Raw genomic sequence first — 13,542 nt, 5'->3', positions numbered from 1 at the left:
AACCTGTCTCTTCCTTGAATTTAAGAGGTTGTTCAAAAAGTCCGCTTTTAATTACGAAGGGTGCCTAACAGCATCTCAGCATCGAATATGGAATTCAGCCGAACTAAGTGGATTGCTTACGAAGCTTGTTTCTGTAGGTAACACGTAGTGCTCATGTAGTTTTCGCCTACACTCCGCTACTCCATTTCTATCTTCATCCCTCTTCTAGGTACTGAAAACCGACCCTTATGAACACGCACTGTAGGCAGTGGGCTTCCGTCATCTGTTTGATCGCTTTAGACACGAAAGAGCCCCATCCCGTAAGGATGGAGGCTCTTGTTCAGTCCAGCACCGGAACCACGTTGTTCCAGTCTGTTCCTCGTTATATTCATTTATCGGATATTTCTTCATTCACATGTTATTCGAATCATTCATTAATCACGTATTCGTAACTTTCATATGGAAGGTAAGATTAGCCTTGCTCAATCAAACCGTATTTGCCATCGTTCCGTTTATATACAACGCTGACCTCTTCATTATCGATGTTAGAGAAAACGAAGAAATTGTGGCCAACCATGTTCATTTGGAGGATTGCCTCTTCCACGTCCATCGGTTTTAACATAAACCGTTTGGTTCTAACCACTTCATAATCATCATCGTCGGGTTCTGCATCCAGTTCAGCGGTAGCCACTGTACCTGATGGGTCTTCAACAAAGAGAGTTTTCAGGCTGCCTTCTTGACGGAATTTACGATTGACTTTTGTTTTATGTTTGCGGATCTGACGTTCCAGCTTGTCCACCACTGCGTCAATGGAAGCATACATATCATCGCTCTCATCTTCTGCACGGAGTACAATGCCTTTGAGTGGGATCGTCACCTCTACCGTATGCAGGCCTCTAGTCGTGCTCAGTGTAACAGCACCGTCAGAGTTAAGGGGTGCATCGAAATACTTCTCGAGTCTACTCAACTTTTTGTCGACATAATCTTTCAAAGCATCGGTAACCTCGATTTGTTGACCTCGAATACTTAAATTCATAGGGCACTCCTCCTTTTACTTTGCCACTTCATTATAGCACGAATGTAAGCGCCATGTAAAAACTCCCGGTGACCGAATAATGACATCTACTCCAGCCACATCTACCAACATGGGTTTAACGCCATATTTCGCGATATTTCATCATTTTTAGCCATAATCGCTTATTTACATGGAAAGTCTTATTAGGCGCTTGATGATGTAATTAACCGTTTTTGAGCGTATTTAATCTTATATGTAAAATGAACCTGTTCAATCTTTTGAATCCAATAAAGTAATGAACCATTGAAAGGACAAGCTAACAGATATGCTGACCACTAGGACGAGAGAAAATCTCTTAATAGAGGTATCACCGAATCTATGAATTTGTATTTCTTGGAACTGCTGATAGATAAAGAAATAGAGAGATTAGATATGATTAATCCCGCGCTTCGGATCTTATGTTTTCAAATGAATTCTACTAGTTACACCACTGCTGACTGCTACTGTTTCTTTCTTATTTGATGTGATATAACGTAAGGTGTATTTTGTACGATGTGTTGTGATATTGGGATAATCTCTTTAATGCATTTTAGTAAAGTCTATGGATCTAGTATGCAATTCTTCGCAAATCTAGTAAAACAAAAAAAAGACCCTGGACATGCCAGAGCCTTATGCTAGCGATAATTCAATTTGGTAACCATCTAACCGTATATGTAGGTCGGATTAACCGGATGATTATAATTTGATTACGTTAGCTGCTTGCGGTCCACGTGCGCCTTCGACGATGTCGAATTCAACGGATTGACCTTCTTCCAAAGTTTTGAAGCCTTCGGATTGGATTGCGGAGAAATGTACGAATACGTCGCCGCCGTCTTCAGTTTCAATGAAACCGTAACCTTTTTCTGCGTTGAACCATTTTACTTTACCTTGCATGCACTAACATTCCCTTCGTCATCAAATGAAGTGAAGCTTTCGGCCTTAACCTCTGCCCACAACTCAGATGATACCATCCAAAGTTATCCATTGTCAATTGGTAAAGAAAATGTTTTCTTGGAATTTTTTTGTAGATTAATCAGAGATTGTGATGAATGCTGTAATATTGTCCCGAACTCACTTTTTTCAAACATAATTCTACCCTCTGGAAGGTATACAAAATATATATGCGTTTGTTTCTTATAACAACAATTAAAATGATATAAGAGGTAGTATATTAAATTATTGAGGTGCTTGTTACGACCAGAATAGAAATTCCAATAGATCTAATGAAGGAGATTATTATTTTACCCAAGGTGCTTCAGACCAACTCAATTCAAAGGTAGAGGAATGGACAGCATTTGGAGAGAATGTTATCAAGCATCCTTTCGAAACAGCCGCAAATATGTTATATAGCAATACTATCGGAACAGCTGTTGATATTGGCGACTGAAAACTATAACTCCAAAATCACTGAAATTTCAATAATAAAGAGGATGATCTGTATGAGTACTCGCAACCCGATTTCCCACAAAAGTATTATATCTTTGGTGATAAAACGTGGATTGTTATGGTAGGTGAAGATGGTATGATGGAAACCGCCTTTCCTTCGGATCGGGGTTATACTAAATATCTTGAGGAAGAAATCAATGCCAAATTTATAGGTAAAATTAAGGATGTGGAATAATGGATTAAAAAAAATGATTCAACTCTATGGAGTTGATATGGAAGATGAGCTTGACGTGAGCTCTTTCGAATATCTGGATACTTTCGGCATGCGTAGTGATCTTCATAGAAATAGAGATAAACTGGAGCAAACTGATCTGCAATTACTTCATAAATATGATCAAATGTTACTTAATCGTAGTAAAGAGCTTTATAACTATATGAAACCAGTATACTCTTTCAACGATCCAAGTAAACCCATTGAGGAGTGGTGGTGGCATTTGGATCGAGTGATTACTGGGGAACTGCATGTCGAGATGAGCATGGAATAATCTGAACGCTAACGTTAATTAAAGAAAACAGCTCAATTGGGTTGGTTAATTACCCACAACACGCCATCGCCTTTGATTCTTATCTGCAATTGAATAATAATTCAAGAGTCATGGTATCCAATCTGTTTCCGGGGCAACATTATCTGTATCCCCACACGGTAAAGTTATGGCTAGGTAAGGCAAATAAGGAGTATTTGAACGAAGAGAGGGTGGATATGTCATGATCTACAAACGAATCTCACACGCTTTCTTTACGATTTATCAGGGTAAAGTGTAATCGCGATATTAATTATAATTTAGATTAAACTTATGGAATTCCCCCTGACTGTTGGCATAACAAAATCCCCTTAGATATCTAAGGGGAAGCAGCCACAACGTGCGCCTTTATATTCGCTCATTTTTGTTTCTATATATTTTTATTTTTTTCTATCCATTAAAATGCTCTCAGGTGAGAAGTCACTCTCATATGCACTACGCTGAGCCTTTGCTTGGTTACGCTTCATAAGCCAATCCTGAGCCTCAACACGAAGTAAATTCATTTGGCTTAAAATAGCATCGTCATGGTCTGTTAACGCAACAATTCTTGCCTTCTGAGCTGGATCAATAGAAACATTGTTTAAATGGTCTTGAATACGTTGAATGATTATTCCTCTATTGTCCACATATTCAACCAATTCTTCATAATTCGCGTCTGACAATTCACTTATTATATTAGAGTTTAATAGTTCTAACTCTGCTATTAAATCATCCATGTGCACTCTCTGACTGCGATACAGCTATTTTAGAAGCCTGTATCCATGTTTCGCGTAAGTCTGTAAGATACCCTATGGCTTCTTCAGCTTTATCAGGTTGTTTCTGAATATTAGCCTGTACTAGGAGATAATTAGTATATTCATACATTGAATACAATCCCTTTGAAATCTCAACGGAGTTGTCCAAGGTACTCATAAGTTCGCTAATAATAGTCTGAGCTTTACCCAAGTTAAGACTAGTCGCTTCATAATCATTTTGTTTCAAACCTTCAATACCAGTACGTGCAAATCGTATTGCACCGTCATACAACATAACAACAAGTTGTGAAGGAGACGATGTCTGAACTGAAGATTGCCGATACTTATCATAAGGAGATTTAATCATGTATTCACCCTCTTTAAGAATTCATTCCCAAGCTTGAAAACAAGCTAGAGGATTGGCTGCTGAGTTTACTCATAGCTGTTTCCATCGCAGTGAATTGTTTATAAAACCGTGTTTCAGCATTGTTTAAATTGGTCAACATAACACTAATTCTATCATTGTACTGTTTAAGCCTCTTACCCATGACACTTTGCTCATTAAATGTTGTCGTCAGATCCGTCGAATATCTACTAGTACCTACTCTTTTTACCATACTTTCAAGAGATTCCGTCACTTTAGATGCTAATTTATCAAAAATCCCACTTTCCGAATCACTAGCAGGACCTTGGAGTAAATCAATTGCTTTCTGTGGATTAGCAGCCAGTGCTTGTTTCAATTTCGCTTCATCTAGCTCTAGCTTCCCTTTGGTATTGTAATCTCCCAGATTAATTCCAATTTCTTTTAAATTTACAACTTCTCTTGAGATAATGCTACGCATAGAAGAAATTGTGCTTCGGAGAATGTCATCATTCTTCAAAAGTCCGCTTTTTGCTTTTTCTGTCCAGTTCTTTATGTCATCGTCTTTCATGGCCGACTTCTGCTCATCCGTCAAAGGTGCAAAATTGCGATATTTGGCTTCATCTACTTTTGAATTCAGTAAATTAAGCAGCGAATTATAATCTTCTACAAAATTTTTAATATTTTGTACTGCCGTTTCAGTATCTGATTGGATTGAAATCTCAGCGGGTGTATCAGTTGTAACACCACCCACTGTGCTGGATGTTTCTTTTAATAAAGTTAAAGTCACACCGTTGACCGTGAAACTATTACTATTATTTTTAAATTCAACACCATTAACTAACGATATAGAATCTTTCCCTGTCTTTTCAACAAACTCTGTAGGATCGTTAACAGAATCATAGCTTTGGTTAAATAATTTCAATGTGCTATTATCACCACTTGAGATTATTTCATCTGTATTACCTAAAGTACCACCTTTTTTTGAGGTAAACATCAATTTACCCGTAATTTCATCAAACTTAGCAGTAACATTTGACTTAGAGTTACCGTTAATTGTGGATACTAGAGTTGCGATGGACGTAGTTCCATTAAACAATGGCTCCCCATTATCGTCCTCATAAGTAACCCCACCAATTGTTAATGGATACACTGCCTTGTTATAAGTCTCGCGATCAGCATCGGTTAATACTGCAGGATCTGTCACACCATCACTAATCATTTTCAGGTCAGCAAGAGTTTTGGAGCTAGAAACGCTCTGCCCCACACCCCTTGTCTCCACAGTTTTGTTAGAAGCTAGTTGTGTTACACTCACCTTCATGTCTATTCCTGTAGCTGAAGGCCCTGCTTCTGCCCTAACTGCTGTTGTATTACCATTAATAACTGATTTGTTCGTATTCAATGCTGCGCTTTTCCCGTACTTATCAACGAGTTTGTTGGTTCTAAACTCAACTAGCTTACTATTAATCTCTCGGTAGCTATCTCTTGTCCATTCTAAGATTTGTTTTTGCTGATTCATTTTGTCGAGTGGAACTCTCTTGGCAGCCATCATACTTTTGACCATACTATCAATATCCATACCCGAAAAACCATTAATACGAGTTACCATACCTTATCCCCTCTCTATATCTTCTCATCAACTAATAATCCGGCAATTTCCATCATTTTAGCAACTAAATCTAATGTCTTCTCTGGTGGAATCTCTCTAATCAACTCACCCGTATCTCTATTAAGAACTTTTACCATAATATCATGAGTTTTCTCATGCACACTTATCTCTAAGGTTGTCTGAGGACCCTGTAAAGACTGCACAGCACGCTCAATCGTTTTAATTAAATGTTCATCAGCAATCGAGACATTAGCACCTTGTAGCTCTTTTAAATTCATCTCTTTCGTATTCTTTATAGCAGGTGTTGAGGTTACTGAATCACCCGTTACTGAAGCATCAGATCTGGGTTGTCCGCTAACTGATCCTGAAGCGGATAGAGAAAGCTGTACATTCATGAGCCTATCCTCCAACCAAGCTTATTTAAAGTATATATCGGTTACAATCAAATATATATTTAGGGAAATGCTAACAAAAATAAAAAAAGCTCCGGAATATTCCGGAGCTTTACTAAAGTGAAGATTAACGAAGCAATTGCAGAACGCCTTGCGGTTGTTGGTTTGCTTGTGCCAACATTGCTTGTGCAGCTTGTGCAAGGATGTTGTTTTTTGTTTGTTCCATCATTTCTTTTGCCATGTCTACGTCACGAATACGGGATTCGGAAGCAGTCAAGTTCTCGGAAGTTGTTCCCAAGTTGTTGATTGTATGCTCCAAACGGTTTTGAACAGCACCCAGTTTAGAACGCTCAGCAGACACTTTGGAAATTGCGGAATCCAATTTAGTCAGAGCATTTTGTGCTCCAGTTTGGCTGGAGATATCTACACCGGAAATACCCAGCGCGTTGGATCTCATATCGTTGATGGAGAATGTAAGGTTTTGACCTTTATTCGCACCAATTTGCAGAGAAACAGCACCCGTACCGGAAGCTTCGCGAGAAGCTTGATCAAGACCAAGTTTAGACAATACATCACCATTAGCAAGTTCGCCGAAATCAATTACTCCGCTTGGGCTAGTTACAGTCAAACGACCGTTTTCAGCTTTCACTTCAACGTCTTTAATTTCTTTATCGGTGTCAGTAAATCCACCTTTAGTGTTGATATCGAGAATTTGAGCATTGATAGCTGTTGCCAGAGCATCAGCCAACGCTTTAGCATCGGAATTAGCAGCAGCATTGAGACCCGTAACTGTACGAGTTTCACCATTGATGCTAAAGCTAAATTTATCAGCTGGAACAATTGCATCTAGAACTTTGTTCTCTCCAGCTGCCACTGTTACTGCACCTGCTTGCTCAGCAGCCGCACCAATGAACACGTCTAATACAGAACCGCTTCCTGCAGCATCAGTTCCATCTGCAAGTTTAGCTGTGAGGTTAGCACCGTCACCAAAGTAGTTTTCAACTTTCGAAGAAGTCCCTTTTGAACCACTTTCGATTTTGAACGTACCTGGAGTTGCGTCAGTCACTTTAACGTGCTCTACACCAGTTCCAGAATCATCAATAGATGCATTGATTGCTTTTTGCAATACATCGCGGATTTTACCACTTGCAGTTGCATCCATTGCAGTTGTTGACCAGTCACCTGTCAATACAGCCTTATCCGCTTCGCTTAAGTGCTTGCTCCAGTCGACAGTGATAGTTTTTCCATCAATTACGATTGCATCTTTTTTGTCGAATTTAAGCTCTTCTGCTCCACCTGTGTTAGTTGCTACTCCACCAGCGGCAGCACCCGTCAAAGTACCTGCAGTTTGTTTGAATACTTGGGAACCAGATAGTTGGTTAATACCGTTAGAACCACCAGCACCACTCAAGTTACCATTCAACAATTTTTGTGTATTGAACTCTGCAGTATCACCGATACGGTCGATCTCAGATTTCAATTGGCTAACTTCGTTTTGAAGAGCTTTGCGGTCTTCTGCAGTGTTCGTTCCGTTGGCAGATTGGTCAGCCAATTCACGAACACGTTGTAGGATAGAGTGAGTTTCGTTCAAGTTACCCTCAGCTACTTGAATCAAAGAGATACCATCTTGAGCGTTACGGCTCGCTTGATCCAAACCGCGGATTTGGGAACGCATTTTTTCGGAAATTGCCAAACCAGCAGCATCGTCACCAGCACGGTTGATACGAAGACCAGAAGACAATTTTTCAATGTTTTTGTTTGTGTTAGCGGAGTTTACACTCAGCTGACGGTGCGTATTCAACGCAGCGATATTATGATTGATAATCATTAGATAGTTCCTCCCTGAAAATAAGTTAGTACCACATCCTTGTGGTAAACGCCGCGACATTAAGGTCGGCCGCCCTGCCGAAGCAGCGTCTAAATTATATATCGACAGGAGGAGAGCAAGTGTTTATAGCAAATTGGAATTTTTTTATTCTTTTTTGTTGCCACTATTTCGAAGACGTTCCATAAATGCTTCAACGTTAGCTGCAAGAGGTGTTGCAGACTCTCTGTTTGTCTCCTGAATAGATTGATATACTTCTTGTCTGAAGATATCAATATGTTTAGGTGCTGAAATTCCAATACGCACCGTATCACCCTCTACAGATAATATTGTAACTTCAATATTATCTTGAATGATAATAGATTCACCCTTTTTCCGTGATAAAACCAGCATGTTATACCCCACCCTTCACTGAGGTCTTCTCTTCTTCAGCCCAAATGAGATGGCGTGGTTCGTAACCAGATTGATGAAGTATAACCTGTTTACCTAGGCGATTTTCAGGATTCAAAACAATCGGTGCTAGCAAATTCATTGTAGATCTATTCGCCTGAGAATGTATTGTAACAATTGTGTATACAGTGACTTGATCTTCAATCGCGAGCTCTTCTTTGTCTATGTCGGCCAGTTCAAAACTATAGCTAGGCATAAACACAAATGGACTTACTAACAAAAATGAAAGTCCAGGCTCTTGTATCGACTGCAAATAACTAAAAGGCGTATCCTCCCATGGGATTAATGTAAATTCTGTTTTTTCCTCGAATCCCGGTAAACCTTTAGGAAACTTAAATATATCTTCTTCTTTAACTTCTATTTCTCCCCATATGCTTGTTTGGATATGAATGACAAACGCCTCCCTCGGCAAAAATTGATTAGAAAAAAGCCATAGAGGACTGTATCAGAGACCGTCTATAGCTCTACATTATATCTTATAACCCCATATCTACAGTAGGTGGAGTATATTGAATTGATGCATACTGCTTAACATAGATATCGAGCTTTCCCCTCTGGTATTCAATCTCAGGTCTGTTGACCGTAACATTCATTTCTGAGACAGCGGCTTGAAAACGAATATCAGGCGGTCTTGTTTCAATACGAATATCTACGTTATCAAATGATGCAGGAGTTCGAGTCTCAGGGAAAGGCTGTGGTTGCCAGTCCGTACCTATGATATTAGCAATCGTGTTACCCGGTTTGTGAATAGCTGCCAATTGATTGCCCTGTTGTACGCGATTGGCCATATTTTGCAGGAATTGCTGTTCAATACCTGAATATATCCTCGCATTCATATCTATCATATTTCCGCCAGTGTATGCAGAGAACGCCTTGGATTGATCTACATTCAGTCGAATAGGATGACTCTCTACCGTTAATTTAGAAGGTTTAGTATTGAGTTGCACATCTGCTTTGGGCTGACGTATAGAAAATTGGCCAAGATCGGCATCTATACTTAATAACGATGGCGTTGTTCTAATTTGAACAATTGGAAGAGTACTCAAAGATACATCCTCCTTCTATCTCAGGAAGTCTACTAACGATGGAGAGATGATTTTGGCCCCCGCTGACAAGGAAGCATTATAGATATTTTCCTGAATTTTAGATTGCATCGCAAGTTCCGCATAATCAGCATCCTCAACTTTGGCTTGAAGATTCGTTAAGTTTATGCCCAAATCGTCTAAGCGGCCTGCCATCAAGTCAACACGGTTCGTTTTTGCACCAATTTCAGAACGGATCGCTAACATCTTATCCATACGACTATCGATATTTCCCAACTGATTGGAAAGTTCTGTCTTGTTACCACTGCCCAATGCCTTCATGATATTGTTCATGATACCAAATAAATTATCTTCTTCCGTAGAAGTACCAAACACTTCATTTCCACTCACATTTATCGGTAGCTGTACGCTCTCACCAACAATAAAATTAATTTTCCCTTTATCTGTAATGATTGATGTAGCTGTAGTTGTATCCATCGTCCCATCTGCATTAGTCGGGAAATCATAAGGCTTCACGTCATAGGTTTCACCGTTAAATATATACTTGCCGTTAAGCTTACTGTTGGAAATATCAATAAGCTGTTCCTTAAGTTGACTCACCTCTTCTTTGATACTATCCAGTGCGGACTGAGGATTCGTCCCAGTCGATGCCTGAACCGTCAACTCACGCAGACGCTGAACCACATTACCCGCTTGATTCATTACGGTATCATTGAATTCTAGCCAGGATACTGCACTATCTACATTTTTCTGAAATTGTTCATTAGAAGACAATTCAGCTCGATACCGAAGGGAGTATGTAATCCCTACAGGATCATCAGAAGGCTTGTTGATTTTACGACCTGTTGCAAGTTGAGTCTGTGTATTATTCATCTGTTGTGCATTACGGTTCAGGTTCAGAAGCAGTTGTGAACTGAGCATATTATTCGTTATTCTCATGGATTCTTAAGTCACTCCTTCCTATTATCTGCCTACCATACCGGTAGAGTTAATTAATTTATCAAGCAGTTGATCATATGTGGTCATAAAGCGTGCAGATGCGCTATAGGCATGCTGGAATTTGATCATATTAGCCATTTCTTCATCCAATGACACACCACTAACGGATTGACGACGAGTGTCCACCTGTTCTACTAAAAATTCCGAGTTAGATGTCTGACGCGCAGCTTCTTGAGACTGTACCCCTAACTGTCCAACAATTGCACTAAATTGAGCACCAATGGTTGCATTGCGCAAACCATCTGCTGATTTCATCGGTGTATCTTTCAGATTAGCAAGCAAGATGGCGAGTGTGTTGTTCCCTTTGATTACAGTCTCCGTGCCAGAAGCATCTGTTGTGCGAAGTGAAGTCGCAATCTTGTTCGGATCAGCCAGAATTTCTGCGTTTAGCGAGATATTTCCAGCAGTAATGGTTGTTCCGCCGTCCATTGCTGTGAAGAAAGGTAGACCTGGGGTGGTTGTACCATCCATCGTATACCCTAGCTGATGCAGACCATTGAGTCCTTTTACAGTCACCTTCGTATCTGTCGCTAAAGCGCCACCAGCAAGTCCTAAGGCATTCGTAGCAGGTACAACCGATCCTGCAGGAAGTGTGATTTCGATATCCCCATTCGCGAGTGTATTCGCCAATTCATCCATTTGCTTCCGATAATCACTTACCAATGTATCTCTGGACTTGATCATGCCGTGAACTTCACCATTAGTTAAGGTTCCCGCTGTATAAGCCGTGTTCAAAAAGGCTGGATCTACAGGAACCTGTACAGCTCCACCTGTAACAAGCGCCTGTCCATTCATTTGAATCTGGTAGCCTTGTGGAGAATCTGTAACTGTAATATTCATAATTTTGGATAGCTTATCTGCCATTAAGTCACGTTGGTCACGTAAGTCGTTGGCATTGTCACCTAGCGACTCGACTTTCACAATGGCACTATTCAGGTTCGCTATATTCCCCAGGTAGCCCTGGATCTCATTAGCTTTAACTGCAATATTACTATCCAAATCCTCACTTAGTGCATTCAATTGACGACTGATCTGATTCATCGCATCCGTCAAAGCTAGCGTCGTTTCTTTTACAATTCGGCGTGCTGTAACATCTTCTGGATTTTTACTCAGATCAGACCATGATTTATAGAAGTTATCCATTACCGTTCGGAAGCCTGTATTTGATGGTTCATTTACAATCGCTTCGAGCTTCTCCAAGGTATCACGTTGGATGGACCAGCTTCCGAAGTTGGTGTTCTCATTGCGGTATTGGTCATCGAGGAATTTCTCACGTACACGCGTGATAGAGTCAAACTCCACCCCTGTACCGAGCTGTCCTGGTGTTGTCGAGTGCAAGAATGCAAACGGCTCCATAGGAATGGCTGCCTGCATATTTACCTTCTGACGTGAGTACCCTTCCGTATTCGCATTCGCTACGTTATGGCCTGTCGTGCTAAGAGCTGTCGTCTGTGTGAACAAACTGCGTTTAGCCGTTTCGATTGAATGAAATGTAGATGCCACTTAGTTTCCCCCTAATGTTCAGGCGCGCGTGTCAAACAGACCGATTCGCCCTGGATTGCCGTTCTTATCGGCAGGATGCTGGTATGTGGCATCCTGTTCTGGTCTTGAAGCGAAGATGTCCATCGAAAGGTCGATAAACATCAAGGACTGCTCGATCAGCTTTTGATTCAATTGGTTAATTCCCTTCAATTCTTGTAATGTTCCCGCAAGCTTCTTCTGAACCTCGAGTAATCGCTGCTTGTCAGCCGGATCAAAAATCAATTTGGAAATTTCGGTAATGTTCAGATTCAACATGGATTTGATTCCCCGCTCCTGAAGCAGTTCGTGCACAGCACGCTGTCGTTCAGTCTCCAATGGCTCCTGCTGCTTCATAAACCTAGATTCCTTGTTCAGAACGGCAATGAGTTCATCCACATCGTTCTTGACGATCACCTGTCTCTTGATCTCGCTAAGTGCCAGCATGTCGCGGTGACTTTGTTCCATCTGCTGCAATACTGCAATTAATCTGTCCAGTGCTGCCATTACATAATCACCTATTCCTTATCAAAAGACTTAAAGTACGGCAGCAACTTGTCGGCAAGTTTACTGCTGTCTACCTGGTATGTTCCTGAGCTCACTTGCTCTTTCAACTGTTGGATACGCTCCAAACGCCCCACATCCTGTGTACGACCTTGTTCCTCAAGCATCTTCATCGCCTCCGGAGAAATGGATACCTCGTCCTTACGGCGGCTTTTCTTAGCCTCAGCCTGCTGATTGGATTCAACGTTCCTCTGATATGAATTGATAGCACCAATTCGATTTGGTTCATTGATCTTCATGTGAACTACACTTCCTTCCACCTTAGAATTTTTTAGATTATAGAATTTTACGTTATCAGCCATGCCGAAGATTCTCTAATCATCAGAAAAACTACTACTACATTGTGGTCTTTCTTCCTTGGTTTACATCGATATTCGTTTTTCTTACTTTATCTTTACGTTATCAAATCATTAGGATAATAAAAAAAACCGATAATCTTTAATAAGTTTATCGGTACGTTCCAAAACATTTGTTATAGCAAAACTTGTAATTAAGCCCTGATTCCTATGAATCGCGCAGTTTGTCGACAGCATTATAGGTTCGTCCGCCTATATTATTGTTCTCCTTCTGACCTACTTCACGGGCTGCTCCAGCCAAGTCTTTGGTCAATCGGCTACGGCAGGAATCGCACATATGACCTTCACGAATCAAGGTTCCGCATACTTCACAAGGATACATCATATTCGGGGCGTTTTCGATGGAAATTCGTCCCTCACGGATGAACTTGGTGATCTGCTTAATCGAAATGTCCGTTGCATCAGACAATTCCTGAATGTTAGCACCTTTATTCTCACGTAGATAGTCTACACAAGTCTGGTATTCTACCTCTATTTCTTTAATACAGTTTGTGCAAACTTCCCGGATATTTATTGCATATAGTCTACCACAGCGAGGACAGTTACCCAGATTCATCGCTTAAACGCCCCTCTCACACTTTCATTCCGATTGGATAATACATATAGATTACCTTATTTTCTCACATCAAGTCCATAGGGTTTTGCGAAATAAAAGAGAGGAATATGGTGCATAACTACGCAACCTTATTCC

The 13,542-nt window shown here is 40.5% G+C and carries 16 protein-coding genes; 1 reads left to right on the top strand and 15 read right to left on the bottom strand.

Annotation, left to right across the window (positions count from 1 at the left end; all coding sequences use genetic code 11):
• Window positions 1-451: 451 nt before the first annotated feature.
• Window positions 452-1,015, bottom strand: coding sequence for a ribosome hibernation-promoting factor, HPF/YfiA family (gene hpf, locus J2T19_RS19315; protein WP_145051417.1), 564 nt, complete (start codon window positions 1,013-1,015; stop codon window positions 452-454).
• A gap of 714 nt (window positions 1,016-1,729) precedes the next feature.
• Entirely contained in the window at window positions 1,730-1,927 is a 198-nt protein-coding gene (locus tag J2T19_RS19310) for a cold shock domain-containing protein (RefSeq protein WP_024631599.1), read from the bottom strand.
• A gap of 716 nt (window positions 1,928-2,643) precedes the next feature.
• On the opposite strand from J2T19_RS19310, the gene J2T19_RS19305 reads away from it, so the two are divergent.
• Window positions 2,644-2,964: a hypothetical protein gene (locus J2T19_RS19305; RefSeq protein WP_307218560.1), complete on the top strand. Its 321-nt coding sequence runs from the start codon at window positions 2,644-2,646 to the stop codon at window positions 2,962-2,964.
• A 416-nt stretch (window positions 2,965-3,380) separates the two neighbouring features.
• On the opposite strand, the gene J2T19_RS19300 is transcribed toward J2T19_RS19305, so the two are convergent.
• From J2T19_RS19300 to J2T19_RS19240, 13 genes are all read right to left on the bottom strand, one after another.
• Window positions 3,381-3,716 (bottom strand): hypothetical protein, encoded by a 336-nt coding sequence (locus J2T19_RS19300; RefSeq protein WP_307218558.1) that lies wholly within the window; start codon window positions 3,714-3,716, stop codon window positions 3,381-3,383.
• The gene (fliS, locus tag J2T19_RS19295) at window positions 3,709-4,101 is read right to left on the bottom strand and encodes a flagellar export chaperone FliS (protein ID WP_251383480.1); all 393 of its coding nucleotides are present in this window, start codon (window positions 4,099-4,101) and stop codon (window positions 3,709-3,711) included. The genes J2T19_RS19300 and fliS overlap by 8 nt, the downstream gene beginning before the upstream one ends.
• Before the next feature lie 13 nt (window positions 4,102-4,114).
• Window positions 4,115-5,704 carry a flagellar filament capping protein FliD gene (gene fliD / locus J2T19_RS19290; protein WP_307218555.1) on the bottom strand — a complete coding sequence of 530 codons (1,590 nt, stop codon included), beginning with the start codon at window positions 5,702-5,704 and terminating at the stop codon, window positions 4,115-4,117.
• A gap of 14 nt (window positions 5,705-5,718) precedes the next feature.
• Window positions 5,719-6,099 carry a flagellar protein FlaG gene (locus J2T19_RS19285; RefSeq protein WP_307218553.1) on the bottom strand — a complete coding sequence of 127 codons (381 nt, stop codon included), beginning with the start codon at window positions 6,097-6,099 and terminating at the stop codon, window positions 5,719-5,721.
• A gap of 124 nt (window positions 6,100-6,223) precedes the next feature.
• Window positions 6,224-7,924: a flagellin N-terminal helical domain-containing protein gene (locus J2T19_RS19280; protein ID WP_307218552.1), complete on the bottom strand. Its 1,701-nt coding sequence runs from the start codon at window positions 7,922-7,924 to the stop codon at window positions 6,224-6,226.
• 144 nt (window positions 7,925-8,068) lie between these two features.
• The gene (gene csrA / locus J2T19_RS19275) at window positions 8,069-8,314 is read right to left on the bottom strand and encodes a carbon storage regulator CsrA (protein ID WP_307218550.1); all 246 of its coding nucleotides are present in this window, start codon (window positions 8,312-8,314) and stop codon (window positions 8,069-8,071) included.
• Window position 8,315: 1 nt separating this feature from the next.
• Complete coding sequence (gene fliW / locus J2T19_RS19270) at window positions 8,316-8,783, bottom strand: flagellar assembly protein FliW (RefSeq protein WP_307218547.1); 468 nt, start codon at window positions 8,781-8,783, stop codon at window positions 8,316-8,318.
• Between the two features lie 64 nt (window positions 8,784-8,847).
• Window positions 8,848-9,417: a DUF6470 family protein gene (locus J2T19_RS19265; RefSeq protein ID WP_251383472.1), complete on the bottom strand. Its 570-nt coding sequence runs from the start codon at window positions 9,415-9,417 to the stop codon at window positions 8,848-8,850.
• Between the two features lie 15 nt (window positions 9,418-9,432).
• Window positions 9,433-10,353: a flagellar hook-associated protein FlgL gene (gene flgL, locus J2T19_RS19260; RefSeq protein ID WP_307218545.1), complete on the bottom strand. Its 921-nt coding sequence runs from the start codon at window positions 10,351-10,353 to the stop codon at window positions 9,433-9,435.
• A gap of 24 nt (window positions 10,354-10,377) precedes the next feature.
• On the bottom strand, window positions 10,378-11,916 hold the full coding sequence (flgK, locus tag J2T19_RS19255; protein ID WP_307218543.1) for a flagellar hook-associated protein FlgK: 1,539 nt from the start codon (window positions 11,914-11,916) through the stop codon (window positions 10,378-10,380).
• Window positions 11,917-11,934: 18 nt separating this feature from the next.
• Window positions 11,935-12,438, bottom strand: coding sequence for a flagellar protein FlgN (locus tag J2T19_RS19250; protein WP_307218541.1), 504 nt, complete (start codon window positions 12,436-12,438; stop codon window positions 11,935-11,937).
• An 11-nt stretch (window positions 12,439-12,449) separates the two neighbouring features.
• Complete coding sequence (flgM, locus tag J2T19_RS19245) at window positions 12,450-12,734, bottom strand: flagellar biosynthesis anti-sigma factor FlgM (RefSeq protein ID WP_128103754.1); 285 nt, start codon at window positions 12,732-12,734, stop codon at window positions 12,450-12,452.
• A gap of 265 nt (window positions 12,735-12,999) precedes the next feature.
• The gene (locus J2T19_RS19240) at window positions 13,000-13,407 is read right to left on the bottom strand and encodes a TIGR03826 family flagellar region protein (protein WP_307218539.1); all 408 of its coding nucleotides are present in this window, start codon (window positions 13,405-13,407) and stop codon (window positions 13,000-13,002) included.
• Window positions 13,408-13,542 lie beyond the last annotated feature (135 nt).

Origin of the sequence: Paenibacillus tundrae, from assembly GCF_030812775.1 — a bacterium.
GTDB lineage: Bacteria > Bacillota > Bacilli > Paenibacillales > Paenibacillaceae > Paenibacillus > Paenibacillus tundrae_A.
Note: the sequence above shows the minus strand (reverse complement) of the source record. Positions and strands in the feature narration are given on the sequence as shown.

What these genes read in the sequence shown, in the direction of transcription:
- hpf (WP_145051417.1), bottom strand. Translation starts at nt 1,015, where the DNA reads ATGAATTTAAGTATTCGAGGTCAACAAATCGAGGTTACCGATGCTTTG.
- J2T19_RS19310 (WP_024631599.1), bottom strand. Translation starts at nt 1,927, where the DNA reads ATGCAAGGTAAAGTAAAATGGTTCAACGCAGAAAAAGGTTACGGTTTC.
- J2T19_RS19305 (WP_307218560.1), top strand. Translation starts at nt 2,644, where the DNA reads ATGTGGAATAATGGATTAAAAAAAATGATTCAACTCTATGGAGTTGAT.
- J2T19_RS19300 (WP_307218558.1), bottom strand. Translation starts at nt 3,716, where the DNA reads ATGGATGATTTAATAGCAGAGTTAGAACTATTAAACTCTAATATAATA.
- fliS (WP_251383480.1), bottom strand. Translation starts at nt 4,101, where the DNA reads ATGATTAAATCTCCTTATGATAAGTATCGGCAATCTTCAGTTCAGACA.
- fliD (WP_307218555.1), bottom strand. Translation starts at nt 5,704, where the DNA reads ATGGTAACTCGTATTAATGGTTTTTCGGGTATGGATATTGATAGTATG.
- J2T19_RS19285 (WP_307218553.1), bottom strand. Translation starts at nt 6,099, where the DNA reads ATGAATGTACAGCTTTCTCTATCCGCTTCAGGATCAGTTAGCGGACAA.
- J2T19_RS19280 (WP_307218552.1), bottom strand. Translation starts at nt 7,924, where the DNA reads ATGATTATCAATCATAATATCGCTGCGTTGAATACGCACCGTCAGCTG.
- csrA (WP_307218550.1), bottom strand. Translation starts at nt 8,314, where the DNA reads ATGCTGGTTTTATCACGGAAAAAGGGTGAATCTATTATCATTCAAGAT.
- flgL (WP_307218545.1), bottom strand. Translation starts at nt 10,353, where the DNA reads ATGAGAATAACGAATAATATGCTCAGTTCACAACTGCTTCTGAACCTG.
- J2T19_RS19250 (WP_307218541.1), bottom strand. Translation starts at nt 12,438, where the DNA reads ATGGCAGCACTGGACAGATTAATTGCAGTATTGCAGCAGATGGAACAA.
- flgM (WP_128103754.1), bottom strand. Translation starts at nt 12,734, where the DNA reads ATGAAGATCAATGAACCAAATCGAATTGGTGCTATCAATTCATATCAG.
- J2T19_RS19240 (WP_307218539.1), bottom strand. Translation starts at nt 13,407, where the DNA reads ATGAATCTGGGTAACTGTCCTCGCTGTGGTAGACTATATGCAATAAAT.